The organism is Kribbella sp. CA-247076, assembly GCF_050942445.1.
GTDB lineage: Bacteria > Actinomycetota > Actinomycetes > Propionibacteriales > Kribbellaceae > Kribbella.
In genome coordinates, this window is the sequence record NZ_CP192051.1 from 1,837,194 (window position 1) to 1,860,630 (window position 23,437).

Consider the following 23,437-nt stretch of genomic DNA (forward strand, 5'->3'; position numbering starts at 1 on the left):
CCCCACCAGAAGTGCGTCCACCAGCTACCACGGAGAGTAACCATGATCACCGTTCGCGGTGTAGATGTTCGCGTCGGCGCCCACCTGCTGCTGTCCGGCGTCTCGTTCAACCTCGGCCCGGGCGACCGCGTCGGGCTCGTCGGCCGCAACGGTGCCGGCAAGACCACCCTGATGAAGACGCTGGCCGGCGAGGACCGCCCGGCAGCGGGCTCGATCACGGTGGCCGGCTCGGTCGGCTACCTGCCCCAGGACCCGCGGGCCGCCGACCCGCGGCTGACCGTCACCACCCGCATCCTGTCGGCCCGCGGGCTGGACGTTGCCGTCAGCAACCTCCGCGCGGCCGAGGCCGCGATGAGCACGGCCGTCGGCGACGCCCAGGAGCGCGCGATGGCGGCGTACGCGCGGGCGGAGGCGCAGTTCCAGGCCGGCGGCGGGTACGCGGCCGAGGCCGAGGCGGCCCGGCTCGCGGCCGGGGTCGGCCTGCCCGCCCACGCGCTCGATCAACCCGTCGGCGAGCTGTCCGGCGGTCAGCGGCGCCGGGTCGAGCTGGCCCGGATCCTGTTCGCGCAGCACGACACCCTGCTGCTCGACGAGCCGACCAACCACCTGGACGCCGACTCGGTCCTGTGGCTGCGGCAGTTCCTGCTCGGCTACCCGGGTGGCCTGGTCGTCATCAGCCACGACCGTGAGTTGCTGGCGGCAACGGTCAACCGGGTGTTCCACCTGGATCCGCAGCGGGCGACGATCGACGTACACAACACCGGCTGGTCGAAGTACCTCGAACAGCTCGAGCTCGACGAGCGCCGCCGGACCCGCGAGCGCAGCACAGCCGAACGCAAGGCCGCGGTCCTGCACGCCCAGGCGGCGAAGATGCAGGCCGGCGCCAACACGGCCGTTGCCGCACGCAACATGGCGCGGCGCGCGGACAGGCTGCTCGCCGATCTCGAGCCGGTCCGGCGGACCGCCCGGGTGGCCCGCATCCGGCTGCCCGAGCCGGCGCCGTCCGGGAAGACCCCGCTCAGCGCTGTCGGCCTGAAGAAGGCGTACGGCGGCCTGCAGGTGCTGGACGGCGTCGACCTGGCCGTTGACCGGGGGAGCCGGGTCGTGATCCTCGGGCTGAACGGTGCCGGCAAGACCACGCTGCTGCGGCTGCTCGCGGGTCGCGAGGTCCCGGACGCGGGCCGGGTCGTCCACGGTCACGGCCTGCGGCTGGGGTACTTCGCCCAGGAGCACGACACGCTGGACCTGGCCGGCACCGTCCGGCAGAACCTGGCGTCGGTCGCGCCCGGACTCACCGACGGCGAGGTCCGGAACGTGCTCGGCTCGTTCCTGTTCAGCGGTGACGACGCGGAGAAGCCGGCCCACGTGCTGTCCGGCGGCGAGAAGACCCGCCTGGCGCTGGCCGGGCTGGTCCACTCCGGCGCCAACGTGCTGCTCCTGGACGAGCCGACGAACAACCTGGACCCGGCCTCGCGGGACGAGGTCCTCGGCGCGGTCGGCAGCTACCCGGGCGCGATCGTCATGGTCACCCACGACGAAGGCGCGATCGAGGCCCTCCGCCCCGACCGGGTGCTGATCCTCCCGGACGCCACCGAGGACCTCTGGACCGACGACTACCTCGACCTGGTGTCCCTCGCCTGACCGGCACGGCTGACCCACCCCGCAGGTGGGTCAGCCGAGCCGTTCCTGGAGGTGGACGGTGACCTCCTCGCCGGGCTCCTTGCCGATCAGGTCGCGGAGGGCGCCCTTCACCGGGAGCTTGTGGGTGCCGTCGCCGAGCGCCATGAACGAGCTCTCGAACGGGTGCCCGTCCATCGTGCCGCGGACCTTCACCAGGCCGCGGGTGCCGAAGTACTCCGCCGACCCGGGCATCTGCACGTAGGTCCAGCCGCCTTTCGCCTCGCTCTTCCGCAGCGGCGCGGTGAACGTCGCGTCCAGCCTGCCGGTCTTCTTGGTCATGGTGAGCTCCTCTCGGGGTGTGCCTTCACCTATTGGTAGAGACCGATCACCGGATTTCGACATCTATTGTTGATCGGTGATCAGATTTCGTCAGGCGGGGCACTCCGCCGTACCCGACGTGCTGGCGTTGCTGGACGGGGCGACCGCGTGGCTGGTGGCCCGGGGACGGAGCGACCAGTGGGGTACGGAGCCGCACTCGGCGAATCCGCGGCGGATCGAGCAGATCACCGGCTTCGCCGACGACGGCGGGTTGTGGCTGGCCGAGGACGACGGGCGGGTGGTTGGTGCGCTGGCCGTGGGTACGGCGATGCCCTACGTGCCGCCCGCGACCGAGCCCGAGCTGTACGTGCGTCTCCTGGTGACGGACCGGGCGTCGTCCGGCCAAGGGATCGGCGCGGCGTTGCTCGACCACGCCCGCTCGCTGGCGCGCGCGGCCGGAGTCGGGATGCTACGGGTCGACTGTTTCGCCGGGGGAGACGGCGCGCTGATCCGGTACTACGAGCAGCAGGGCTTCACGCGGGACGTGGCGTTCGCCGTACCGGTCAATGGTTCGGAATGGCCGGGTCAGGTCCTCGTCCAGCGGCTGTGATCGACCGGTGAACGGTGCCGTGGGCATCGGAACAGTGCGCGTCGACCTCGTCGCCGGTCGCGTGGTCGACCTGGAGGGTCGAGTGCGTGAGCCCGTGCCGCTCGGCCAGTAGGGCCTCGATCCGGACCCGGATCTGGTGGCAGTCGAGCCCCTCCGCGACCAGGACGTGGGCGGACGCGGCCGGCTCACCGGAGGTGATCTCCCAGACGTGCAGGTCGTGCACCTCGACCACGCCGTCGATCGCGCACAGCTCGGCACCGAGCGCCTGCGGGTCGACCCCGGCCGGTGCCGCCTCGAGGAAGATCCGGCCGGAGTCGTGGACCAGGGAGATCCCCGCCTTCAGCATCAGCGCGGCCACGACCAGCGCGGCGATGGCGTCGGCGCGGGCGAAGCCGGTGAGCAGGACGACCAGACCCGCGATCGCGGTGGCGATGAACGCGAACAGATCGTTCAGGATGTGCTGGAACGCGCCCTCGACGTTCAGGCTGGTGCGGTTCGCCTTGCTGATCAGCCAGGTGGCGATCAGGTTCACCACGATGCCGACGACACCGGTGATCAGCACGAGCCCACCCTTGACCTCGGGCGGATGGATTATCCGGGCGATCGCCTCGTAGACGAAGTACGCCGCGAGCAGCAGCAGGGTGATGCCGTTCGCCTGCGCGGACAGGATCTCGACCCGCTTCAGGCCGTACGTGAACCCGCCCGCCGGCGGACGGGCGGCCAGCCGGATCGCGATCAGCGCGAGCACGATCGCGATCGCGTCGGTCAGCATGTGCGCGGCATCGGTGATCAGCGCGAGCGAACCGGCCGCGATCCCGACGACCACCTCGGCCGCCATGAACCCGACGATCAGCGCGAGCGCCCCGCTCAGCAACCTCCGGTCGGCCTCGGCACTCACTCCATGACCGTGCCCATGTCCATGACCATGACCATGCCCTTGTCCGTCCCGTTCTCGGGGCTCGGAGCCGGGTGCGTGCCCGGTGCCGGCCGTCATGCGTCCGACCGCTCGGGATGGATGGCGTCGGTGTGTTCGGTGTGCGCGACGGCCAGGTCGACCAGCATCCGCACGTGCGCGTCGTCCAGGCGGTAGTACGCCATCCGGCCGTCCCGCCGTACGGCGACCACCCGGTGCGCCCGCAGCAGCCGCAGAGCATGTGAGGTCGCGGACTCGCTCATCCCGGTGACCGCGGCCAGATCGCAGACGCAGAGCTCCCCGTCGAGCAACGCCACCAGCAGCTTCAGCCGACGAGGATCCCCCAACAGGCCGAACACGTCAGCCGTGTCGACCACGTCCTCCTCAGCAGGCATCCTGGCATTCACACTGGCCACCCGCTCAGGATCCACCAGCCGCACCCGGCACCCATCCAGACTCTGCACATCTGCAGAACTCTTCATACATCAAACCTAATCCCTTCCCCTCCCGCGCGGCAACGTCGCTCGGTGCGTTTCGGGGTGCGTGATCGGGGTCACGGGGGTGTTTGAGACGATCGTCACGATTGGTCGTGGTGTGCGTAAGGACTGTGTGAAGAATCGGTGCTGACCGCCTGGCCGGGTGTGGATCATCCGGTGCCGGACCGTAAGTTCGATCGGGGTGGTCAGTCGAGGTCAGGAGTGAACGAAGTGCAACGGGGATCACGGGGCGTGCCGTCGGCATGCCCAGGCAACTCGGCGCCGGGATCGTCGTGACGACGCTGAACAAGGTTCTCGCCATCGCCGGAGTGGTCGTCCTGCTCGGCGGGGTGGCGCTCGGCTTCCGGTCGGTCTCGGCCGGCGGCACCGACTGCGGTTCGGCGTTCCGGCCGGCCGCGGGCATCACCCCGATGGCGTGCGACAACGCGCTGAACGGCGCCGGCACCTTGGTGACGATCGTGATCAGCGCGGGCGTGCTCTGCCTGATCGCCGCGGCGGCCGTGAAGGTCGTCCGCGACAAGGCGCACGCCTGAAGCCTGCTCGATGAGCATCGAACCGTTCCGGCTGGACGTGCCGGAGAGCGAGTTGGCCGCCCTGCGGACCCGGCTCGACCTGACGCGCTGGCCGGACGAGCTACCAGGTGTCGGCTGGGCGTACGGCGTACCGAAGGCGTATCTGCAGGAGCTGACCGCCTACTGGCGGCACCAGTACGACTGGCGGCAGGCCGAGGAGCGGCTGAACGAATGGCCGCAGTACACCACCGTGATCGACGGTACGACCGTGCACTTCGCCCACCTCCGCTCACCCGAGCCGGACGCGACCCCGCTGATCCTCACCCACGGCTGGCCGGGCTCGCTCGTCGAGTTCGTGGACGTCGCCGGCCCGCTGTCCGATCCGCGCGCGTACGGCGGCGACCCGGCCGACGCCTTCCACCTGGTCATCCCGAGCATCCCGGGGTTCGGCCTGTCCGGGCCGACCCGCGAGACCGGCTGGGAGTTCACCCGCGTCGCCCGCGCCTGGACCGAACTGATGACCCGCCTCGGTTACCAGCGGTACGGCGTCCAAGGCGGCGACTGGGGCGCCGGGATCTCCCGTGAGGTCGGGCGGATCGACGCCCGCGTGATCGGCGTACACCTCAACCTCATCCCCGGCGGTGGCGCAACATCCGAGCCGACGGCAACCGAGCTGGAGCCGCTGGACGTCGCCGAGCGCGAACGCACCTGGGCGTCCTGGCGACGTCACCAGGAATGGCTGAAGGAGCGGCAAGGATACGCCGACCTGCAGTCGACCCGACCGCAGACGCTGGCCTACGCGCTCACCGACTCACCGGTCGGCCAGTTGGCCTGGATCGCCGAGAAGTTCGCCGAGTGGACCGACCCTGCGAGCGTCATTGACCGCGACCTGCTGCTGACCAACGTGATGCTCTACTGGCTCACCGGTACGGCGGGATCCGCGGCCCGGATCTACTACGAGCGGGCGCATGCGCCGTACTGGGGCCGGCCGCCGGAGCCGTCGACCACGCCGACGGCTCTGCTGGACCTTGCCCATGACAACTTCATCCCGTTGCGTCACCGGGTCGCGGGCACCGACAACATCGTCCGCTGGACGAGCCACCCGCACGGCGGTCACTTCGCCGCGCTCGAGCAACCTGAGCTGCTGGTCGAGGACGTGCGCGCGTTCTTCAAAAGCCTGAAGTGAGTTTGGACCGAAGCGTGAGCTTGGACTGAAGCGGTGCGCCGGCCTGCGCCAGGTAATGGCCGGCGCACCTGTCCGGGGTCAGCTCTCGGCTTCCTTCTCCACCTTCTTCTTCAGCGCGTCCTTGCTCAGCCCCGACGTACCGGAGATGTCGGCGTTGCTCGCCTGCTGCGCCAGCTGCTCCCGGGTCATGTCACCGGGCTGCTCGCCGAGGTGCTGCTTGCGGCTGGCAACGAACGCGTCACCGAGCTGCGCGAGGCGCTCGTCCGAGAGGTTGGAACGCATCCCCGGCAGCACCTTCGTCTCCTCTTCCTCGACGTGGTGCGACACGGCGTCGATCAGGTTCTGCAGCACGGTGTCGAACTCGGCCGACGTCGGATCGGTGCTCGCCAGCTTGGCCAGCAACTGGTCGGCCTCGATGTGCTCCTGCTGGCTGTGCGAGACCTCGTCCTTCTCGCCGGCCTCGGCGGCCGCGACCGGGTAGACCTCCGCCTCCTCGGCGCGGCTGTGCGCGGTGAGCAGGGTGGTGAGCACGGGCAACAGGTTCGGGCGCTTCTCCGGGCTGTCCTTCAGCTCGTCGAACAGTCGTTCGACCTCACGGTGGTCCTGCATGATCAGATCGACAACGTCCGCGGGCATGTCACGTCCTTTCGAGGTGGCCGGGGTGATGGGCCCGCCCCCGGTACCCGCGAGGTAACGACTCATTCGAGGTCGAACTATCGTGGGCCGCATGAGCTTCACCGGGTTCCCGGCCGCCGCGCTGGACTTCTACGACGACCTCGAGATGGACAACACCAAGTCGTTCTGGACGGCGAACAAGCACGTCTACGAGGAGTCGGTCCGGGCGCCGATGACGGCACTGCTGGCGGAGCTCGAGGAGGAGTTCGGGACGGCGAAGCTCTTCCGGCCGTACCGCGACGTCCGGTTCGCCCGCGACAAGACGCCGTACAAGACCCATCAGGGCGCGTTCATCGACGTCGCGCCGTCGACCGGGTGGTACGTGCAGATCTCCGCACCCGGCGTCCGCGTCGGCGCCGGCTTCTACGAGGCGAGCGCGGAACGACTCGGCCGGCTGCGTGCGGCGATCGACGACGACCGCCGCGGCAAGCAACTCGAACGCCTCCTGGCCGACCTCACCGCCGCCGGCTGGACCGTCGGCGGCGACCGCCTGAAAACCAGCCCCCGCGGCTACGACGCCACCCACCCCCGCATCGAACTCCTCCGCCACAAGTCCCTGACGGTCGGCAAGTCCTACGGCTTCGAACCCGTCATCCACACCCCCGCCCTCACCACCCACATCCGCCACGACTGGCAAGCCACCAAACCCCTCCTCACCTGGCTAACCGACAACAGCTAGGTCGGACATCGGGTTTCGCGAAGGACGACGAGCGGCCGTCCGGTGACGCGCTCGACGAAGGCACGCCAGCCGTAGGGATCACCGTGCACCATCAGGTGACCCAAGTGCGGGACGGCGACTGCGACCGTCCCCGGAGTCTCGAGCGCCGCCCGAACGAGAGTCTTCAACCCGCTGGGCATTCCGTCGTGCGCAGCCTGCTCCTCCACGACGATGCAACCCGGCCGAAACCCGGCCTGTCGCGCCGCATCGGCCAGAGCGTCGCTGGTCTCGTTCCAGTCCCAGATCCGGCTCACGAACGATTCGTTCACGTAGCAATGCAGAACCGTCGCATCTGTCATGAAACGACCGTACGGAGCGTAGCGGCAGCTGTACCATACGAATCTCGGTACATGCCGACCCCTTGTCGAGCAGCATTGCCGACACCAGACACCCCCATCGCATGAGATGGGTACCGTTGCGGAGCCCAAAACGAGAGGTTGTGGACAGTGCCGAGACCGCCCGGCCCTCCGACCGTCCGACTCCGCCGTCTCGCCGCCGAACTGAAAGCCCTCCGCGCCGAAGCCAAACTCACCCGCGAGCAGGTCCAGGAACAGACCGGCGTCAATCAAGGAACCCTCTGGCGAATCGAGAAAGGCCACGCCAAGCCCCACAACGGCACCCTCGAAACGCTGTTCGACCTGTACGGCGTACCCGACTCGCGCCGGCTCGAGCTCATCGAGCTGACCAGGGGAGCGAAGTACCCGAACTGGCTCCGCCAGTACCGCCAATACCATTCCGAACTGCCCGAGGGCTACGCCGCGTTCATCAGCTTCGAGTCCGACGCGAAGGCTGCACAGAATTACGAGTCACTCTTCGTTCCAGGACTTCTGCAGACCGAGGAGTACGCTCGGGCGACCATGGTCGACGGTCTGCCGATGGAGCCGGACGGCATCGAACGGCGGGTCCAGATGCGGATGGAGCGGCAAGCCATCCTGACACGGAAGCGAGAGGCCGGCGATCCGCTGCAGTACTGGGCGGTGGTCGACGAGGCTGCGCTCCGGCGAGAGGTGGGCAGTCCCGCCATCCTCCGTGCCCAACTCGGCAAGCTGCTGGAGATGAGCGAACGACCGAACGTGACCCTGCAGGTCATGCCGTTCAGCAAGGGCGCCTATCCCGGGATGCAGGGATCCTTTGTCCGGCTCGTCTTCGGCGGCACAACACCCGACCTCATCTACGAGGAGAGGTTGTCAGGAGATCTCTTTCTGGAAACTGAGGCCGAAGTCGACCGATACAGCTTCGTGTTCGACCACCTACGCGCCAGGGCCCTGAGCCCACGCGACTCGACTACCTTGATCGCCACGCTGATCGCTCAATAGGCAGGTCCACCGGTTCATCGCGAGCCGTCCCTTCCTGTGCCGCACCGTGCGCCTCCGTTGTCCACAGCCTCGCATTTCCTGGACGTCCAGGTGCAGCGCGATGCCTGTACGCCTTGCCGATCGCCCTCATCAGCCATTCAGATTCATCTGGTGCGGGCGTCGTCGATTTACGTACGTTCGTTGCGTGCTCGTCTTCCAGACAGCACGCACCGAGCAGCGGGGCGGACATGCTGGACCCCTGCGCCCGTGTCCGTCCCGCTTTCCACCGCGCAGATCTGCGCGTGCCGTAGAACGGTGGTTCGCGACCACGCGTCGGGAATCGTCGAGGGAGAGCTGAATGCCGATCGAGTTCGAAGCGAAGGTGCTGGACGTCGAACCACACGAGATGGCGGAACGGATCCTGCGGCTGGGTGGGCGATCGGTGGGGGAGCGGCTGATGCGGCGTTATGTGTACGACGTCCGCGCGGGGGACGAGTCGCGATGGATTCGGCTGCGGGACGACGGCTCGGCGGTGACGTTGACCGTGAAGGAAATCGCTCATGACGGGATCGACGGGACGTCGGAGACCGAGGTGGTGGTGAGCGGCTTCGAGGCCGCCGACGAGATCTTGGGGCGGATCGGGTTCCGGGCCAAGTCGTACCAGGAGAATCGGCGGGCGAGCTTCGAGTTCGGCGGTGCTCAGTTGGAGATCGATTCGTGGCCGCTGATTCCGCCGTACCTGGAGATCGAGGGGCACTCCCAGGAGCATGTCGTGCGGGTCGCCGACGAACTGGGCATCGCCGAGGACGAGCTCACCGGTGAGAACACGGTCAACGTGTACGCCCGCTACGGCATCGATCTGACCGCGATCCCGGAGCTCGTGTTTCCGGGGTGATCGAGGTCGGCGGGCGCTGGGTCAGTCGTCGTAGGAGCGGAGGATTCGGGCGATGATGTCTCGGGTTTTGTTGGGGGGAGGGGCGGCTACGCAGAGGGCTTCCATGGTGGCGGTGTAGCGGTCCAGGTCCTCGATCTTGTCGAGGTAGAGGGCACTGGTGAGGTGCTCGATGTAGACGATGTCGGGCAGGTCCTGCTCGGGGAAACGCAGGATGCTGTAGGCGCCGCCGGTCGCGGCGTGGCCGCCGCCCTCGAACTCCATCACCTGGAGCGTGAGGTTCGGCAGGTGGGTCATCTCGAGCAGGTGCTCCAGCTGGAGCCGCATCGACTTGACGCCGCCGATCGGCCGGCGCAGGACCGACTCGTCGACGACGGCCCACAGGCGGACCGGGTCGGGCCGGGTGAGGATCTCCTGGCGGTTGACCCGCAGCGCGACCCGGCGTTCGACCTCCTCGGCCGGGATCAGGCCGCGGCCGAGCTGGACGACGGCGCGCACGTACTCCGGCGTCTGCAACAGACCCGGGACGAATTGCAGCTCATAGGTACGGATCAGCTGTGCGGCGGACTCGAGGTCCAGGTAGGAGTGGAACCAGCTGGGGAGTACGTCGCCGAAGCGGTGCCACCAACCGGGGTTGTTCGCGTCCCGGGCCAGCGACAGCAGTCGCTCGCGCTCCTCGCCGTCGTCCAGGCCGTAGAGCGTCAGCAGGTCGCTGACGTCGCGCTCCTTGAAGCCGACGCGGCCAAGCTCCATCCGGCTGACCTTCGACTCCGACGAACGGATCTCCCACCCGGCGTCGGAGCGGCTGATCCCGGCCGCCTCCCGCATCCGGCGCAGGTGCGCTCCGAGAATGATGCGCAGCGCGGTCGGCCCGCTCTGCGCGCCCGACTCGGTCACACCCACCTCCCACGGCCCCCAGCAGCTCAGATCAGCGGTGACATCATTCCGCAGGGAGACATCATCGCACGGACGACCGGCAATCTGCCGGAGTTCTTACATAAGGCATCAGCCGATCGCGGTCCGGTAACTCAGTGTAGTAGCGGACCAGCCAGTCTCCATGACTATGTCAGGACAAAATCCGGCCGTCGAGCCCGTTCGAACACCGTTCAGAGTCTCGCAGAGGGGTGGTTCGCAGGCGGAAAACCAGGTTTTCGGGTCACGAACTGGAAAACGTGCGGATGCACGTGCATCGGGCGCTTGCATTCGCAGCGTGCCGACGCCATGATTGCTTCATGCACAGAAGGTGAGCTGAATCTCGCGAAACGTGACATCGCGTGATCCGGCAGGCCGGTCCTACAGACCGCCGGCGGCGCAAGCGCCGGCACGACTGGTTGGGGAACCCGAGTCGATGAACGACGACGACAGTGAGGCAGCCGAGCACACCGCCGACACCAGCGGACGCGCGCCGGACGAGCTGACCGAGCGGGAGATCCAGGAACTGGTTGCGCGTTGCCCGGAGCAACAGCGCTGGGCCTTCGAGGGCTGGTTGCGCGGCGTCCGCCAACTCGACGGCGACCCGATCGTGAGCCTGGCCCCATGACCACCGACAGAGCAGCAGGAGGCCGAAAGATGGTGCGGATCTGGCTGGGAGACCACCTGATCGCCGAGTACGTCGCCGAGCCCGACCGCGCCTCGCGGTACCAGCGGGTGATGACGCCGAAGTTCACCGGATTGCGAATCACCGTGGACAATTCGGCCGGCGGCAGCGCATCGGAGCTGCCGAGCGAGCAGCTCTGGCCGCTCACCGTCCAGTAGTCCTCTCCCGCCCCGGGAAACATCAAGGCCGACCCTCGCCGGAGGGTCGGCCTTCGCTGTGTGTACGACGCCGGGTGGGTGACGTCAGGCGCGTCCGCAGGACCCCGCCGCTCGTCGTCGTACAGTCACCGCGGTGGTGTGGAGACGACGCGGCACAGACAAGAAGAGGCCCCTTCGCCACTCGCCTGGCGAAGGGGCCTCTCGTTTCCGGTTCGTCAGACGAGGTTGTCGAACTCGCCGTCGTGAACGCCACCGAGGAACGCCTCGATCTCGGCCTTGGTGAACACCAGTGCCGGGCCGGCGGTGTAGCGCGAGTTCCTCATCGCCACGCCGCCGTCCGGAAGCTTCGCCACCTCGACGCAGTTGCCGCTGGGGCCGCTGCGCTGGCTCTTACGCCAGATCAGCTCGTTCACCGAGTCGCCGGGCATGCCGTTGTAGATCGCAGTCATCAGCTGCACCTTCCGTACGTCTTTGGCATATGCACGTGCATTTGGCCTTGCATTTGCATCGTACACGTTTGTGGCCGATGTGTCCGCTTCGTTACTGCGAGTGTTCGACTTGCCGGTGATCACCGCAGAGTCATCGCCGGACGTGACCGTCTCCGGAGCAGGGCGATCTCCCCGCGAGTGCGGCAAACCTCCCCACGGTCCGGTGGATCGGACGGCCGGACCGGGATATCCAGCTGCCATTTCGCCCGCTCGCTCGCCGGCACCGGGTCCAAGGTGAGCCACGGAAGAGGTGAGCCAAGGAAGAGAGGAGAAGCTGGCAGTGAGGTCTGCCCAGTGAGTGGGTTTGTCAGGACGTGTGGGGCGCTGGAAAGGCTTGTGTGGTTGAGGGATCAGGCAATGGGGAGGAGTTGGAAAGTCGACACTCCCGCAGGGGCGAACCAGTGGTTCGAGAGGTCCGCAACTGCCCTACGATGACGTACAAGATTCCCCCCGACACGAAGGCTGCGCCGATGGCGACTTCCGGCACTCCGGACCCGAATCCGGAGTTCGACACTTCCCAACCGACCATCGCCCGCGTCTACGACGCTCTGCTCGGTGGCAAGGACAACTTCGCCGCCGACCGGGAAGGCGCGGCGCTCTACCTGAAGTACGTGCCGGACGCCGGTCGCTGTGCGATCGAGAACCGGCAGGCCCTGGTGAAGGGCGTGCAGTACCTGGCCCGCAGGGCGGGGATCGACCAGTTCCTCGACATCGGCAGCGGCCTGCCGACGCAGAAGAACACCCACGAGGCGGCGCAGGAGATCAACCCCGACGCCAGGGTCGCGTACGTCGACAACGACCCGATCGTGCTCGCGCACGGCCGCGCGCTGCTCGCGACCAACAACAGCACCATCGTGGTGACCGCGGACCTGCGCCGGCCGCAGGAGATCCTCGACAACGAGGAGATCAAGAACCACCTGGACTTCAGCCGCCCGATCGCGCTGATGGTCGTCGGCATCCACATGCACTTCCACGACGACGAGAAGCCGGACGAGTGGGTCCGCACGCTGATGAACGCGCTCGCCCCGGGCAGCTACCTGTTCATCACCGACTTCGTCGACACCGGCGAGCCGCTGCAGAAGGGGATCGAGCGGGCCGGCCTGGAGAGCCTTGGCAACGGCTGGATACGGACCCCGGAGCGGATCGAGCAGCACTTCCTCGGTCTGCCGCTCATCCCGCCGGGCCTGGACTTCCTGGCCCGTTGGTTCCCGGAGGACCCCGACGCCGACGTGCCCTCCGTCGAGGAGCTGCAGCCGTGGCAGCGGATCCTGATGGCGGGCATCGCCAAGAAGAGCTAACCGCAGCCGGCGCACAAAGGCGCGCACCCCGGAACGCTGGGGTGCGCGCCTTTCCTCTGCGCCGCAGCCGATCGCTGGTCAGGAACTCACTGCGGTGAAGTGAGCGGCTTGGTCGTCGGGCCGTCGAGGACCTCGCCGGTGTAGGTGAAGCGGGAGCCGTGGCAGTCGCAGTCCCAGGTCGTGTCGGCCTGGTTCCAGTGCAGCGGGCAGCCGAGGTGGGTGCAGACGGGATCGACAGTGTGCAGCGTGCCGTCGTGGTCCCGGTACGCGCCGACCGTGCCGCCGTCGTCCTGGGTGAGCAGCCCGCCCTGGCCGACCTCGAGATGGTCGACTCCGCCCTTCAGCCGGCCCAGGTGACCGGCTGCGAACTCCTTGCCGACGTGCAGGTTGTCCTTGACCAGCTTCGCCACCGCCTGCACGTCACCGATGCGACCGGCGTCGTACGCGCCGGCGGCCGGGTTCTCCCGGTCGAGGACCAGGTCGCGGAGGATGCCGGCGGCAACCGTTCCGTTGCTCAGTCCCCACTTGCTCATGCCGGTGGCCACCAGCAGCGGCGTCCCCGGTGCTTTGCCGACGAACGGGAGCAGGTCGGGCGTGCCGTAGTCGTGGGCCGACCAGCGGTACTCCGGCTCGGCCGCAAAGTCCCACGCCGAACCGACCCAGTCCACCAGCCCCTGGTACGTCGACTCGGCGTCGCCGTCCTCGTCACTGCCGACCACGATCAGCCCGTTGGGCCCGCCGCCCGGCCAAGGACGGGTGGAACGGACCGGTGAGTCGACCGAGATGGCCATCCCGGCCGGCGCTTCGACGGGCAGGTGTACGGCGATCCCGCACGACCGGCTCGGCCGCGTCCGGGCGAAGTACCCGCCGGTGAGGCCGATCGGCAACAGCGTTGCGACCACCGCATGGTTCGCACGGACGAGCGGGCCCTGGGCGGTGACCGCCTGGACGTCGTGATCGGTGTCGAGCTCGGTCACCCGGCTGTTCTCGAAGATCCGGCCCCCGGCCTGGGTGAACGCAGCAGCGAGGCCGGCCAGGTACTGGGCCGGATGTAGTTGGATCTGCTCGTCGAACCGCACGGCCTCGGCGGCCTTCAGCGGTAGGCCGACCTCCTCCGGATCGACGAAGCGTGCCGGTAGTCCGAGCGCGGCGGCGACGTCTGCCTCGCGTCGCAACGGGGACTCCGAGGTGGTCGAGTAGACGAACGCCGGGGTCCGGGTCAGTTCACACTCGATGCCGAAGCGGTCCACCAGGGCGGCGACCTCGTCGACGGCGGCCTGGTTGGCGGTCGCGTACAGACCGGCCTTGCTCGCGCCGTGCCGATCGAGCAGGTTCGCGTAGATCGCGCTGTGCTGCGACGTGACCTTGCCGGTGGTGTTGCCGCTGGTCCGGGCACCGATCCGGCCGGCCTCCAGGAGGATGACGTCCGCACCCCCCTCCTGGAGGTAGAGCGCGGTGGTCAGCCCGATCACGCCGCCGCCGACCACGACCACGTCGGCGTGCTTGTCCGCGCGGATCCCGTCGTACTGCGGAAGCGTCGCGGTCGCCAGCCACACAGAACCTTGCGTCGTCATGGTCTGCCGGTACCCGCCCGGGACGATCTCAGCGCTGCCCCTCGGCCAGCAGCGCCAGCCGGCGCAGCGTCTCGTGGTTGCGGGCCTTCAGCACCGGAGCGATCACGTTCTCCGGGATCGCGGCCGCCGGCCCCTTGACCGCCGTCTCGCGCATGACCAGGTGGCAGTCGCCGTCCTTGTCGGTGGCGACGAACTCCACCTGGCCCTCGCCGGTCGGCCAGGCCCGGACCCGCAGTTGCAGGAAGCGCAGCGGTTCGTACTGCAGGACCGTCGTACTGTCGTCGATCACCAGCGGCCAGACGCCGACCGAGTGGTGCAGGCTGTGACCTGGTTGCGGGAACCCCTCCTCGACGTCCCGCACCCGGGAGGCCCCGACGACCCAGGCGGCGTACGTCCACCCGTCGGTCAGGATCTCGAACACGTCGGCCACCGGGGCCCGGATCAGCCACTCGTTCTCGGTCATGCGGCGCCGGTACCCAGGAAGATGCACTGTCAACGAAGTGATGACCAAGGGCTTGTCAACGGATTGATGACATGCTATCTCTGTACCTGCGTGTTGACAGCGGAACTTGTCGACGACCTGGAGGTGGAAACGATGTTGATGCGCACTGACCCGTTCCGGGAGTTCGACCGGCTGGCCCAGCAGTTGACCGGCGCGGTGTCGCCGGGGACGTGGTCGCGGCCGAGCCCGATGCCGATGGACGCCTACCGCTCCGGTGACGACTACGTGATCGTGTTCGACCTGCCCGGGGTGACCCCGGACGCGATCGACCTCGACGTCGAGCGGAACGTGCTGACCGTGAAGGCCGAGCGCCGTCCGGTCGCGGTCGGTGAGGGCGTCGAGATGCAGGTCGCCGAGCGGCCGCTCGGCGTCTTCTCGCGACAGCTGTTCCTCGGCGACACCCTCGACGCGGAGCGGATCGACGCGTCCTACGAGAACGGCGTCCTGACGCTGAGGATCCCGGTCGCGGCGCAGGCCAAGCCGCGCAAGATCTCGATCACCAGCCGCGAGACCGGCAGTACGGCGGTCACCGGCGAGACCGTCGACGACTCCCGGCAGATCGACGCCTGACATCATCCGGACACCAGGAGACCCGATGCAGCCTGACCCCGACGCCCGCACTCCGGCGGCGGCGCTCGAGTTCCTGGTGGACGTGCTGGGGAAGCTGCCCTCCGCCCCGAACGTGCCGGGGGCGGAGGACGCTTCCCGCGACGGTTCCGGCGCCGACGACGTCCTGGAGGCACTCGTCGTCCTGCGCGAACTACGGGAACGCCTCGGCGACTGGGAGCCGCGGCTGATCGAGGCGGCGCGGGCCGCCGGGATCAGCTGGATCCAGCTCGCGCCGGCGCTCGGCGTCACCAGCCGGCAGGCGGCCGAACGGCGCTACCTGCGGCTCAACCCGCGCGCGAGCCAGCCGGAGCTGAACGGCGAGCAGCGGGTGCAGGCGGCCCGGGACCAGCGCGCCGGTGACCGTGCGGTCGCCGTCTGGGCCCGGGACAACGCCGCCGACCTCCGTCGGCTGGCCGGTCAGGTCGCGGCGCTCGACGGTCTCGACGGACGGGCCCAGGCCAGCGTCGACGCCGTACACGATGCCCTGGGCAACAACGACTCGGCCGCGCTGCTCGGGCCGCTCGCCGCCGCCGGCGAGCAGCTCACCCGGGACCACCCGGGCCTGGCCGGCCGTATCTCCGAGATCGGCGCGCGCACCGACGAGGCGCGCAGATCCGGTCAGAACCGCCACCGCTGACAAGGAGACCGTGAATGAAACTGCTGTTCGAGCTCCGCCCGGTCGAACATCTCGAAGCCAGTGTCGACTACTACCGCGGGCTCGGCCTGGAGCCGATCGCCTGGCCGAGTGACGACACCGCCCTGCTCGGGGCGCGCGGCCACCGCCCGACGATCGCCCTGGTGCGGGATCCCGCCGAGGGCGCGCTCGGGGTCGGCGGGGTGTACGACGTGGGCGATATCGACACCTTCTTCGAGGACCATCGCGACCTGGACTGGCTGCTCAGCCCGGCGGACAGTCCACTCGGCCGGTACGCCGTCTTCGCCGACCGCACCGGCACCGCGATCCGGCTCCTCGACCCGGCGCCCGGCGACACCGCCGAGCCGTCGGGAACCACCGAACGCAGACTCGCGCGCGTTTAGGGCGCATGACTTCTGCCCAGGTGGGTACGGGCTAGAGGCAGGCATGACCGTGGTCCAGATACGTGCCACGCCGTGACTAAGAGTCGCGAGGTCATACCCAATGGTTACCAGCAGCGTCACCGATCAGGTTCCTGTTCACTGTTCCACCGCGGCCGATCGGGCCGCGAGAGAAGCAGCCACCCGCGAGTTGATGGAACGCAGGGCTGCCAGCACCGACGAAGCCGAGCGGCAACGACTGCTCGAAGAGGTCGTCGAGCTCAACATCGAGATGGCCCGCGGAATCGCGCGCCGCTTCCGCGGCCGGGGCGCCGAGGCCGACGATCTCGAACAGGTCGCGTATCTGGGCCTGGTGAAAGCCGCACATCACTACCGGCTCGACGCCGACACCCCGTTCATCGGGTTCGCCATCCCGACCATCCGGGGCGAGGTGAAACGCTACTTCCGCGACTGTGCGTGGACCGTCCGGATCCCGCGCCGGCTGCAGGAGATGCAAGGCACGATCGCGGCCAAGCTGCCGGAGCTCGAGCAGCAGCTCAACCGCGAGCCGACCCCGGCCGAGATCGCGGCGCACCTGGGCGTCGAGGTCACCGAGGTCGAGCAGGCCATGGCCGCCAAGGGCTGTTTCAACGTGCTGTCCCTCGACCGGCCGTCCGACGCCGACGCCGACCTCACCCTGGCCGACGTGGTGGCCGACGACGAGGACGGCAGCATCGACCAGCTGGAGACGGTCGAGATGCTTCAGCCGGTGCTGGAGGAGCTCGGGCCGCGTGAGCGCCGGATCCTCCAGTTGCGGTTCGTCGAGGGCTGGACGCAGTCCGAGATCGGCCGCGACATCGGGGTCAGCCAGATGCAGGTCTCCCGCGTCCTGCGCAAGATCCTGGACGACCTCCGAGCCAAGCTCAGCCCCCTCCCCGCCGCCGCGTAGGTCCCTCCCAGCTTCCGCGGAGGCACACACCTCGGCGTTGCCGGAGTCAGAGCGTCAGCACAGCTCCGGCAATGCCGAGGTCGTCCTGCAACCGGCGCACGTCGTCGACATCAGTTGCCCCGGTCAACTGAGTGCCGAACTCGACGTCGATCGCGAGCATGAACTCCCGCGCCGGCTCGCCGAGGACCCGGCCGTCGCCGAGGTCGGTGTAGCCGAGCCCGCCTGACACCATCCCGCTGAGGTGCCGGACCGGCTCGAGTAGGAGAGCCTGCGCACCGGCGCGGCCGCGGCCCATACGCTGGCGGAGATCCCACCGTAGACAAGACCTTCGGTCACGCATTCCTCCGACCCTAAGGTGTGTCCGGATGTCACTGTCGGTGCGGGATACCTGCACAATGGGGTTGAGCGAAGGGACGGAGTCGGAGTCGGTGGTGCTGGCGTTGCGGATGATCAGGACGGTGCCCGCGGACGCGGTCGCCATCGTGCGGTCGTACCCGCCGATGGTGGTGTGCTTCGCGGCCGCGCTGACCGGCACCGCGCTCGTCTTCGACGTGTTCTACCTGGTCGCGAGCCCCGGTCTCGCGCTCGCGCTGGTGTATACGGTGCCGGTGCTGGCCGGGCTGATCGCCGGCCTGGTCGCCGCGGCCGACGACGTCGGCCTGGAGCGGGCGGTGCTGTACCGCACGGTCGGGGTGGCCGTTGCCTTGGGCATCACCAACGCGGTCGTGGTCGCGATGATCGCCGCGATGCGCCGGACCGACCCGTCGAACTGGGCCGCCGGTGGACAGGCCGTGTTGTTTGCCGGCTGCACCGTGGTCTCGGTCGGCCTGTCGATCGTTGCCTGCCACAAGCTGATTGACGCGCTCGGCCTCGAGCTGCGGACCAAGCTGCCGCGCCGGCCCGCTCGGCCCCCGGTCGCCGCGGCCCGGGTGGCGGCGCCCGAACCGCGGGTCAGTAAGGAGTCGGCCGCCCGCGCCAAGCCCGCTCCCGTCCAGGCACCACCGCCGCCGGCCCAGACACCGACTCCGGACGACGACGAGACGATCCACATCTTCGTCCCGCCGCCGCCGAAGATCGTCGACCTCGACGAGGCCCGGCCGGTCACCTCGACCGGGTCCACCGGCCACGCCGATCGCTCGGTCCCACGACTACGCCGTACGTCGTCCCGCCGGACACCCAAGCCTGGCAGAAGGCCGGGGACCTAGCGGCAGGTGAGGTCGGTGGCCGGGAGACGGCCGCTGAGGAGGTACGAGACCACCCGGTTGTCGACACAGTTGTTGCCGTACTCACCGAAGATGCCGTGCTTGCGGGCGTTCTTCAGCGTCAGCAGGCGGGCCGCGGTCAGACCCTTCTGCAGTTCGGCGGCGTACGGGTAGATCGTGCGCGGGTCACCGTCGGCCGCGATGATCAGGGCCGGCTCCGAGTTCGCGACCCGGGTCGGCGGCTCCTGCGGTTGGACCGGCCAGAAGGCGCAGGGCGAGACCATCCGGGTGAGCGAACCGAAGTGTGGCTCGGCGCGGCGGTGCTTCTGGATGTCCCGCCAGTACACCTGCGGATCACGCGGTACGGGCGTATCCCCGCAGATGATCGCGGTCTGTCCACTCACGAGCTGCGACAACGCCGGTGTCAACAGCGCGTCGAGGAACTCAGCGAGCTCCGGGCCCGGCTGCACCGGACCATTAGTGGCCTTGAGCAACGTCTGCACGAACGTGCTGTAGGCCGCCCGGGCCGGGTCGCGATCGTCGGCCAACGGCCCGAACAGCACCATCGGCACGGCTCCGTCGTCGAGCGTGTGCTTGCCGACCCGCAGTCCCTTCCGGGCCGACACCTGGTAGATCCGGTCCACCTTGGCCAGCACCTGCCTGGTCGTCGTTCCCAACTGGTAGGTCGAGTTCCGCGCGGCCGCCCACGACGCCCAGTCGCGGAGCGCCGCCTCGTTCGCCGGGCCGGCGTCGCGCAGCAGGCGGGGACCGTACGCCGACGGGTTCATCGGACCGTCCAGGACGACCCGATCCGTGCGGCCGGGGAACAGTTGCAGGTAGACCGCGCCGAGGTAGGTGCCGTAGGAGTAGCCGACGTACGAGATCTTCTTCTCGCCGAGGGCCTCGCGGACCCGGTCGATGTCGCGGGCGGTGTTCCGTGTGCTGACGTACCGCAGCACGGAGCCTTCCTCGGCCGCACACCGCGCGGCGATGTCGGCCTGCTGCATGGTTGCCCGGACGAACGACGACCGGTCGGCGCCGCCGGACCACGGCCAACCGGCGGACGGCAGTTTGCAGTCCACCGGCGTACTGCGGCCGACGAACCGGGGATCCAGGCCGATCAGGTCGTAACGCGACCCGGCCTCCTTCATCGCCACGCGCATCCGCAGCGGCATGCTCAGCCCGGGGCCGCCCGGACCGCCGTCGTTCAGCACCATCGTGCCGATCCGGCCGCCGGTCGCCTTGAGCCGCGACATGGCGATGGTGATCTGCGGCCCGTTCGGCCGGGTGTAGTCCAGCGGCACCTTCAGCTCGCCGCACTCCGCCCCGGCCTTGTCCAGCTCGGCGCCTTCGGAGTCGGCTGAGTTGAGCTGACAGTGGTGCCATCGAATCGTGGGCGGCTCGTCCGCGGCGGCCGTCGTACCCGACAGCAACGCCAGTACCAGTAGCAGTTTCATCGGTCCCTCCTCGAAGTCACTGCTGACGCTATGGACGGCGGCGTGCCGGCACAGTGCACCGGGGACCCGCGTTCGGGTCGCGTGTGCGCTACCACCTGAGAGACTTGGGGCTGTGTGGGACCTGGTGGTGGTCGGCGCCGGGCCGGCCGGGACATCGGCGGCGCTCGGGGCGCTGACGGTCGATCCGACGCTGTCGGTCCTGCTGATCGACCGGCACGACTTCCCGCGGGACAAGGCGTGCGGGGACGGGATCGCGCCGCACGTCTTCGATCTGCTGGCCGAGGTCGGCGTCACCGGGATCGTCGACGACTGGACGCCGGTACGCCGGTTCGCGCTGACCCGGGGCGCGACCGGCGTCGACCGGGACATGGCCCGACCGAACTGGGTGGTCCCGCGGACCGTCTTCGACCAGCGCCTCGCGGCCGCGGCCCAGACCGCCGGCGCCCAGCTCGTTCGCCGGCGCGTCCGCGGCCTCCGGATCACGACGGACGCGATCACGCTCGAGGGCGATCTGCACGCCCGCTTCGTCGTCGGCGCGGACGGCGCGCACTCCGTCGTACGCAAGAAGCTCGGGGTCGAGCCGGGGCCGGTCGCCCTCGCGATCCGCGGGTACGCGCCGACGCCGGGCGCGCGGGCGGCGAGTCAGGTGATCGCGTACGGGCCGGGTCGGCAACCGTCGTACGCCTGGTCCTTCGACCGCGGCGACGGTTGGTCGAACGTCGGGTACGGCGAACAGCTGACCGCCGGCCGCCCGCGTCCGACCCGCGCGGAACTGCTCCGGCACCTGGACGAACTGCTGCCCGGAGCCACTGACGGTGGGATATCCTGGTGGGGTCACCACCTGCCGTTGTCGAGCTGGACCTGGCGGCCGCGCTCCGGCCCGGTGATGCTGGCCGGTGACGCCGCCGGGCTGATCAACCCGATGACCGGCGAAGGCATCTACTACGCCGTCGCGACCGGTCTGCTGGCCGGTCGTGCGGCCGCCGACGCCCTGCACAGAGGCAGTCGCGATGCGGGTACGTCGTACCGTCGCTGGGCCGGACGCCTGCTAGGCCGGCACCTCCGGCACACCGCCCTCACCGCGCAGCTCACCCGCTCCGGCCGGATCCTCGACGCCGGGATCCGTGCCGCCGCGGCCGACCAGGTGATCTTCGACGACCTGGTCGAGCTCGGCCTCGCCGACGGCCGGATCACGCCACGGCTGCTGCGCGCACTCGTCCGGTCGTCGCGCGGAGGTCTGTGACATCGTGCTCTGATGGAGCTTCCGACGACAGCATGGCAAGGGGTCGAGCTCGAGCAGCGGCTCGCGTGGGCGAGGCGATGGATGCGGCGGACGGCCGCGGCCGCCGAGAGACTGCCGGACCTGACCTCGGTTCGGCTCGCGGTGACCGCGCACCTCGATCTGAAGTCGGCGCTGTTCCTGCGGGCGTACCGGTCGGCCGGGGCGGCGGTCATCGTGCATCCCGCCGATCCGGCGACCACCCGGGCCGATGTGCAACGGCTGGTCGAGACCTGGGGGATCGAGGTCACCGACCCGGCCGCCTGTGTCGACTGGGAGCCGACGCACACGGTCGAGATGGGCGGCGACATCGTCGTCGAGGCCGCCGCCCGCGGGTACGGCGGGATCGTGGCCGGCCTCGAGATGACGCGCACCGGCCTCAACCGGGTGGCCGAGCTCGCCCTGACCTACCCGGTCTTCGACCTGGACGGCGTACCGCTGAAGAACCAGTTGCACAACCGGTTCACCGTCGGCACGAGCACCTGGCACACGGTGACTGCTCGCACACAACTCTCCCTGCACGGCCTCGCCGTCCTGGTCGTCGGGTACGGCGAAGTCGGTGCCGGACTCGCCCGGACGGCCCGCGGCCTCGGTGCGATCGTGCAGGTCGCCGAGGTCGATCCGGGCCGGGCACTGATCGCGTCGTACGACGGGTTCGACGTCGTCGACCTGGCCGGGGACCGGGCCGACATCGTGGTCACCGCGACCGGGCGGACCGGGACCGTCTCGGCCGAGGTGATCGCCGGCCTGAAGGACGGCTGCCTGCTGGTCAACGCCGGCCACTCCGCCGACGAGCTCGATCTCGATGCCCTGGGCAACGGTAAGGAGCTGCTGCCGGGGGTGACCAGCCATCGGGTCGGCGGGCGGGAGATCCTGCTGTTCGCCGGCGGACACGTGGCGAACCTGGCGGCGGGGGACGGCGACAGCCTGAACGCCTTCGACGTCACCGCCGCGCTGATCGTCGACTCGGCCGGCTGGCTCGTGGCCCACGGCAACGAGTTTCCGGCCGGAATGCACCCGTATCCGGGACCTAGCTGAGCGCGGCCAACTGCTCGGGTGTGAGCCTGGCCGGAGCCGGGACGGCCGTGTAGGTGTCCGGAGTGGGTTGGTGGAGCACGACCGGGTCGGTGTACTCGGCGTACTTCGTCGCGTTCGCGAGGGCTTCCGTGAGGCGAGCGGGCTCCCAGCCGAGCGCGGTCGCGAGCTGATCCGCGGTGAGCGGGCGGCCGGCGTGCAGGAGCGCGGCGAGTGCGGTCAGGGCATCGTCGATGACCTCGAACGCCGGACCGCCGGACATGTCCTCGCCGAGCCGGTGGAAGAACTCGGCCATCCTGGTCAGCCGTTCGCCCGCCGACGTACCCGGCCCGAGGAGAGCCGCGCCCTCGGCGGAGGTTTCGGCCCAGTTGACGTTGGTGCGCGCGCTCACCTTCCAGGCGTGCACCCAGACGTCCTCGGCGATGACGTAGTGCTGCCGGCGGCGGCGCGGATCGGGTTCGCGGTGGACCATGCCGACCTGCTCGAGGTAGCCGACGGCCTTGGAGACCGACGCGGGGGAGACCCGCAGCTCGCGGACGAGATCGGCCGCGGTGAGACTGCGGGAGTCGGTCGTGTACAGCAGGGCCAGGACGCGCGAGGCCATCCGCGGCAGGCCGCCGTCCACCATCATCGTCGCGAAGCGCTCGACGAACGCGCGCACCTGGTCGTCGAGGCCTGACTCGGCCTCCGGCGGCTCGGTCCGTCGGCGACGGGCCCGGGACGTGGTCGCGTAGTGCGCGTGGTCGGCGCGGTAGCCGTGCGCCCCGCCGTTGCGGGCGACCTCACGGCTGACGGTCGAGGTCGGCCGATCCAGCTGCCGCGCGATCTCGGCGTACCCAAGGCCGGCCGCCAGCCCGGCCGCGATCTCCCGCCGGTCCTCGTGCGTCAGCCTGCCTCCCGGCATCGGACCTCCTCGGTGCGTTCACCGTCAGCTCATTGCAACAGGCGATTGCGTTCGAAGTCAGTGTCATTGCACAGATTGCCATGATTCGTGCGTGTTGTCAGGCGATCGGCTGTCAGATCGATTGCTCGGTTGGTG

29 protein-coding genes are annotated in these 23,437 nt (G+C 69.3%); 17 read left to right on the plus strand and 12 right to left on the minus strand.

The features are described from left to right. The first annotated feature begins 42 nt into the window (after positions 1-42). Positions 43-1,641, plus strand: a complete 1,599-nt coding sequence (locus ACQPYZ_RS08845; protein ID WP_433166944.1) for an ABC-F family ATP-binding cassette domain-containing protein — start codon at positions 43-45, stop codon at positions 1,639-1,641. 30 nt (positions 1,642-1,671) lie between these two features. Here ACQPYZ_RS08845 and ACQPYZ_RS08850 read toward each other — a convergent pair whose 3' ends face one another. Then, on the minus strand, positions 1,672-1,959 hold the full coding sequence (locus ACQPYZ_RS08850) for a DUF1905 domain-containing protein (protein ID WP_433166945.1): 288 nt from the start codon (positions 1,957-1,959) through the stop codon (positions 1,672-1,674). Between the two features lie 76 nt (positions 1,960-2,035). Between ACQPYZ_RS08850 and ACQPYZ_RS08855 the strand changes: the two genes are divergently transcribed. Continuing rightward, on the plus strand, positions 2,036-2,548 hold the full coding sequence (locus ACQPYZ_RS08855) for a GNAT family N-acetyltransferase (protein ID WP_433166946.1): 513 nt from the start codon (positions 2,036-2,038) through the stop codon (positions 2,546-2,548). Here ACQPYZ_RS08855 and ACQPYZ_RS08860 read toward each other — a convergent pair. Both ACQPYZ_RS08860 and ACQPYZ_RS08865 read right to left on the minus strand, forming a co-directional pair. Continuing rightward, positions 2,502-3,446, minus strand: coding sequence for a cation diffusion facilitator family transporter (locus ACQPYZ_RS08860; RefSeq protein WP_433166947.1), 945 nt, complete (start codon positions 3,444-3,446; stop codon positions 2,502-2,504). The two genes, ACQPYZ_RS08855 and ACQPYZ_RS08860, sit on opposite strands and share 47 nt — an antisense overlap. Before the next feature lie 92 nt (positions 3,447-3,538). After that, positions 3,539-3,856 (minus strand): ArsR/SmtB family transcription factor, encoded by a 318-nt coding sequence (locus ACQPYZ_RS08865; protein WP_433166948.1) that lies wholly within the window; start codon positions 3,854-3,856, stop codon positions 3,539-3,541. Positions 3,857-4,200: 344 nt separating this feature from the next. Here ACQPYZ_RS08865 and ACQPYZ_RS08870 point away from each other — a divergent pair, with 344 nt between their 5' ends. Continuing rightward, positions 4,201-4,491: a hypothetical protein gene (locus ACQPYZ_RS08870; protein WP_433166949.1), complete on the plus strand. Its 291-nt coding sequence runs from the start codon at positions 4,201-4,203 to the stop codon at positions 4,489-4,491. A gap of 10 nt (positions 4,492-4,501) precedes the next feature. Then, on the plus strand, positions 4,502-5,656 hold the full coding sequence (locus ACQPYZ_RS08875; RefSeq protein ID WP_433166950.1) for an epoxide hydrolase family protein: 1,155 nt from the start codon (positions 4,502-4,504) through the stop codon (positions 5,654-5,656). 78 nt (positions 5,657-5,734) lie between these two features. Here the strand turns inward: ACQPYZ_RS08875 and ACQPYZ_RS08880 are convergent, their stop codons facing one another. After that, positions 5,735-6,292 carry a hemerythrin domain-containing protein gene (locus tag ACQPYZ_RS08880; RefSeq protein WP_433166951.1) on the minus strand — a complete coding sequence of 186 codons (558 nt, stop codon included), beginning with the start codon at positions 6,290-6,292 and terminating at the stop codon, positions 5,735-5,737. A 91-nt stretch (positions 6,293-6,383) separates the two neighbouring features. On the opposite strand from ACQPYZ_RS08880, the gene ACQPYZ_RS08885 reads away from it, so the two are divergent. Beyond that, positions 6,384-7,010: a DUF2461 domain-containing protein gene (locus ACQPYZ_RS08885; protein WP_433166952.1), complete on the plus strand. Its 627-nt coding sequence runs from the start codon at positions 6,384-6,386 to the stop codon at positions 7,008-7,010. Here the strand turns inward: ACQPYZ_RS08885 and ACQPYZ_RS08890 are convergent. Then, complete coding sequence (locus ACQPYZ_RS08890) at positions 7,007-7,348, minus strand: hypothetical protein (RefSeq protein WP_433166953.1); 342 nt, start codon at positions 7,346-7,348, stop codon at positions 7,007-7,009. The genes ACQPYZ_RS08885 and ACQPYZ_RS08890 overlap by 4 nt on opposite strands. 147 nt (positions 7,349-7,495) lie before the next feature. On the opposite strand from ACQPYZ_RS08890, the gene ACQPYZ_RS08895 reads away from it, so the two are divergent. Both ACQPYZ_RS08895 and ACQPYZ_RS08900 read left to right on the plus strand, forming a co-directional pair. Continuing rightward, positions 7,496-8,365, plus strand: coding sequence for a helix-turn-helix domain-containing protein (locus tag ACQPYZ_RS08895; protein WP_433166954.1), 870 nt, complete (start codon positions 7,496-7,498; stop codon positions 8,363-8,365). A 337-nt stretch (positions 8,366-8,702) separates the two neighbouring features. Then, complete coding sequence (locus tag ACQPYZ_RS08900) at positions 8,703-9,239, plus strand: class IV adenylate cyclase (protein WP_433166955.1); 537 nt, start codon at positions 8,703-8,705, stop codon at positions 9,237-9,239. 21 nt (positions 9,240-9,260) lie between these two features. On the opposite strand, the gene ACQPYZ_RS08905 is transcribed toward ACQPYZ_RS08900, so the two are convergent. Beyond that, entirely contained in the window at positions 9,261-10,133 is an 873-nt protein-coding gene (locus ACQPYZ_RS08905) for a helix-turn-helix domain-containing protein (protein WP_433166956.1), read from the minus strand. Positions 10,134-10,584: 451 nt separating this feature from the next. On the opposite strand from ACQPYZ_RS08905, the gene ACQPYZ_RS08910 reads away from it, so the two are divergent. After that, a complete protein-coding gene (locus tag ACQPYZ_RS08910; RefSeq protein WP_433166957.1) occupies positions 10,585-10,776 on the plus strand; it encodes a hypothetical protein in 192 nt (63 codons plus the stop codon). A gap of 29 nt (positions 10,777-10,805) precedes the next feature. Next, positions 10,806-10,991: a hypothetical protein gene (locus tag ACQPYZ_RS08915; RefSeq protein ID WP_433166958.1), complete on the plus strand. Its 186-nt coding sequence runs from the start codon at positions 10,806-10,808 to the stop codon at positions 10,989-10,991. A gap of 215 nt (positions 10,992-11,206) precedes the next feature. Here the strand turns inward: ACQPYZ_RS08915 and ACQPYZ_RS08920 are convergent, their stop codons facing one another. Beyond that, entirely contained in the window at positions 11,207-11,440 is a 234-nt protein-coding gene (locus tag ACQPYZ_RS08920; RefSeq protein ID WP_433166959.1) for a DUF397 domain-containing protein, read from the minus strand. Between the two features lie 509 nt (positions 11,441-11,949). Between ACQPYZ_RS08920 and ACQPYZ_RS08925 the strand changes: the two genes are divergently transcribed. Further along, positions 11,950-12,777, plus strand: a complete 828-nt coding sequence (locus tag ACQPYZ_RS08925) for an SAM-dependent methyltransferase (protein ID WP_433166960.1) — start codon at positions 11,950-11,952, stop codon at positions 12,775-12,777. An 86-nt stretch (positions 12,778-12,863) separates the two neighbouring features. Here ACQPYZ_RS08925 and ACQPYZ_RS08930 read toward each other — a convergent pair whose 3' ends face one another. Together ACQPYZ_RS08930 and ACQPYZ_RS08935 are read right to left on the minus strand one after the other, a co-directional pair. After that, entirely contained in the window at positions 12,864-14,351 is a 1,488-nt protein-coding gene (locus ACQPYZ_RS08930; protein WP_433166961.1) for an FAD-dependent oxidoreductase, read from the minus strand. Positions 14,352-14,379: 28 nt separating this feature from the next. Then, complete coding sequence (locus ACQPYZ_RS08935; RefSeq protein ID WP_433166962.1) at positions 14,380-14,814, minus strand: SRPBCC family protein; 435 nt, start codon at positions 14,812-14,814, stop codon at positions 14,380-14,382. 132 nt (positions 14,815-14,946) lie between these two features. Here ACQPYZ_RS08935 and ACQPYZ_RS08940 point away from each other — a divergent pair, with 132 nt between their 5' ends. From ACQPYZ_RS08940 to ACQPYZ_RS08955, 4 genes are all read left to right on the plus strand, one after another. Continuing rightward, complete coding sequence (locus ACQPYZ_RS08940) at positions 14,947-15,423, plus strand: Hsp20/alpha crystallin family protein (protein ID WP_433166963.1); 477 nt, start codon at positions 14,947-14,949, stop codon at positions 15,421-15,423. 25 nt (positions 15,424-15,448) lie between these two features. Next, positions 15,449-16,099: a hypothetical protein gene (locus ACQPYZ_RS08945; RefSeq protein ID WP_433166964.1), complete on the plus strand. Its 651-nt coding sequence runs from the start codon at positions 15,449-15,451 to the stop codon at positions 16,097-16,099. A 14-nt stretch (positions 16,100-16,113) separates the two neighbouring features. Beyond that, on the plus strand, positions 16,114-16,500 hold the full coding sequence (locus ACQPYZ_RS08950) for a hypothetical protein (RefSeq protein ID WP_433166965.1): 387 nt from the start codon (positions 16,114-16,116) through the stop codon (positions 16,498-16,500). A gap of 190 nt (positions 16,501-16,690) precedes the next feature. Next, entirely contained in the window at positions 16,691-17,425 is a 735-nt protein-coding gene (locus ACQPYZ_RS08955; RefSeq protein ID WP_433166966.1) for a SigB/SigF/SigG family RNA polymerase sigma factor, read from the plus strand. Positions 17,426-17,471: 46 nt separating this feature from the next. On the opposite strand, the gene ACQPYZ_RS08960 is transcribed toward ACQPYZ_RS08955, so the two are convergent. Then, positions 17,472-17,720 carry a hypothetical protein gene (locus ACQPYZ_RS08960; protein WP_433166967.1) on the minus strand — a complete coding sequence of 83 codons (249 nt, stop codon included), beginning with the start codon at positions 17,718-17,720 and terminating at the stop codon, positions 17,472-17,474. A gap of 106 nt (positions 17,721-17,826) precedes the next feature. Here ACQPYZ_RS08960 and ACQPYZ_RS08965 point away from each other — a divergent pair, with 106 nt between their 5' ends. Next, positions 17,827-18,630 (plus strand): hypothetical protein, encoded by an 804-nt coding sequence (locus ACQPYZ_RS08965; RefSeq protein ID WP_433166968.1) that lies wholly within the window; start codon positions 17,827-17,829, stop codon positions 18,628-18,630. Here the strand turns inward: ACQPYZ_RS08965 and ACQPYZ_RS08970 are convergent. Beyond that, positions 18,627-20,084 carry an alpha/beta hydrolase gene (locus tag ACQPYZ_RS08970; RefSeq protein ID WP_433166969.1) on the minus strand — a complete coding sequence of 486 codons (1,458 nt, stop codon included), beginning with the start codon at positions 20,082-20,084 and terminating at the stop codon, positions 18,627-18,629. The genes ACQPYZ_RS08965 and ACQPYZ_RS08970 overlap by 4 nt on opposite strands. Positions 20,085-20,196: 112 nt before the next feature. On the opposite strand from ACQPYZ_RS08970, the gene ACQPYZ_RS08975 reads away from it, so the two are divergent. Together ACQPYZ_RS08975 and ACQPYZ_RS08980 are read left to right on the plus strand one after the other, a co-directional pair. Then, a complete protein-coding gene (locus tag ACQPYZ_RS08975) occupies positions 20,197-21,327 on the plus strand; it encodes a geranylgeranyl reductase family protein (RefSeq protein WP_433166970.1) in 1,131 nt (376 codons plus the stop codon). A gap of 12 nt (positions 21,328-21,339) precedes the next feature. Beyond that, positions 21,340-22,401: an NAD(P)-dependent oxidoreductase gene (locus ACQPYZ_RS08980; protein WP_433166971.1), complete on the plus strand. Its 1,062-nt coding sequence runs from the start codon at positions 21,340-21,342 to the stop codon at positions 22,399-22,401. Here ACQPYZ_RS08980 and ACQPYZ_RS08985 read toward each other — a convergent pair. After that, entirely contained in the window at positions 22,394-23,302 is a 909-nt protein-coding gene (locus tag ACQPYZ_RS08985) for a MarR family transcriptional regulator (RefSeq protein WP_433166972.1), read from the minus strand. The two genes, ACQPYZ_RS08980 and ACQPYZ_RS08985, sit on opposite strands and share 8 nt — an antisense overlap. Positions 23,303-23,437 lie beyond the last annotated feature (135 nt).

Coding starts and splice junctions, on each gene's coding strand:
- ACQPYZ_RS08845 (WP_433166944.1), top strand. CDS start 43: ATGATCACCGTTCGCGGTGTAGATGTTCGCGTCGGCGCCCACCTGCTG.
- ACQPYZ_RS08850 (WP_433166945.1), bottom strand. CDS start 1,959: ATGACCAAGAAGACCGGCAGGCTGGACGCGACGTTCACCGCGCCGCTG.
- ACQPYZ_RS08865 (WP_433166948.1), bottom strand. CDS start 3,856: ATGCCTGCTGAGGAGGACGTGGTCGACACGGCTGACGTGTTCGGCCTG.
- ACQPYZ_RS08870 (WP_433166949.1), top strand. CDS start 4,201: ATGCCCAGGCAACTCGGCGCCGGGATCGTCGTGACGACGCTGAACAAG.
- ACQPYZ_RS08875 (WP_433166950.1), top strand. CDS start 4,502: ATGAGCATCGAACCGTTCCGGCTGGACGTGCCGGAGAGCGAGTTGGCC.
- ACQPYZ_RS08880 (WP_433166951.1), bottom strand. CDS start 6,292: ATGCCCGCGGACGTTGTCGATCTGATCATGCAGGACCACCGTGAGGTC.
- ACQPYZ_RS08885 (WP_433166952.1), top strand. CDS start 6,384: ATGAGCTTCACCGGGTTCCCGGCCGCCGCGCTGGACTTCTACGACGAC.
- ACQPYZ_RS08890 (WP_433166953.1), bottom strand. CDS start 7,348: ATGACAGATGCGACGGTTCTGCATTGCTACGTGAACGAATCGTTCGTG.
- ACQPYZ_RS08900 (WP_433166955.1), top strand. CDS start 8,703: ATGCCGATCGAGTTCGAAGCGAAGGTGCTGGACGTCGAACCACACGAG.
- ACQPYZ_RS08910 (WP_433166957.1), top strand. CDS start 10,585: ATGAACGACGACGACAGTGAGGCAGCCGAGCACACCGCCGACACCAGC.
- ACQPYZ_RS08915 (WP_433166958.1), top strand. CDS start 10,806: ATGGTGCGGATCTGGCTGGGAGACCACCTGATCGCCGAGTACGTCGCC.
- ACQPYZ_RS08920 (WP_433166959.1), bottom strand. CDS start 11,440: ATGACTGCGATCTACAACGGCATGCCCGGCGACTCGGTGAACGAGCTG.
- ACQPYZ_RS08925 (WP_433166960.1), top strand. CDS start 11,950: ATGGCGACTTCCGGCACTCCGGACCCGAATCCGGAGTTCGACACTTCC.
- ACQPYZ_RS08930 (WP_433166961.1), bottom strand. CDS start 14,351: ATGACGACGCAAGGTTCTGTGTGGCTGGCGACCGCGACGCTTCCGCAG.
- ACQPYZ_RS08935 (WP_433166962.1), bottom strand. CDS start 14,814: ATGACCGAGAACGAGTGGCTGATCCGGGCCCCGGTGGCCGACGTGTTC.
- ACQPYZ_RS08940 (WP_433166963.1), top strand. CDS start 14,947: ATGTTGATGCGCACTGACCCGTTCCGGGAGTTCGACCGGCTGGCCCAG.
- ACQPYZ_RS08945 (WP_433166964.1), top strand. CDS start 15,449: ATGCAGCCTGACCCCGACGCCCGCACTCCGGCGGCGGCGCTCGAGTTC.
- ACQPYZ_RS08950 (WP_433166965.1), top strand. CDS start 16,114: ATGAAACTGCTGTTCGAGCTCCGCCCGGTCGAACATCTCGAAGCCAGT.
- ACQPYZ_RS08955 (WP_433166966.1), top strand. CDS start 16,691: ATGGAACGCAGGGCTGCCAGCACCGACGAAGCCGAGCGGCAACGACTG.
- ACQPYZ_RS08960 (WP_433166967.1), bottom strand. CDS start 17,720: ATGGGCCGCGGCCGCGCCGGTGCGCAGGCTCTCCTACTCGAGCCGGTC.
- ACQPYZ_RS08970 (WP_433166969.1), bottom strand. CDS start 20,084: ATGAAACTGCTACTGGTACTGGCGTTGCTGTCGGGTACGACGGCCGCC.
- ACQPYZ_RS08980 (WP_433166971.1), top strand. CDS start 21,340: ATGGAGCTTCCGACGACAGCATGGCAAGGGGTCGAGCTCGAGCAGCGG.
- ACQPYZ_RS08985 (WP_433166972.1), bottom strand. CDS start 23,302: ATGCCGGGAGGCAGGCTGACGCACGAGGACCGGCGGGAGATCGCGGCC.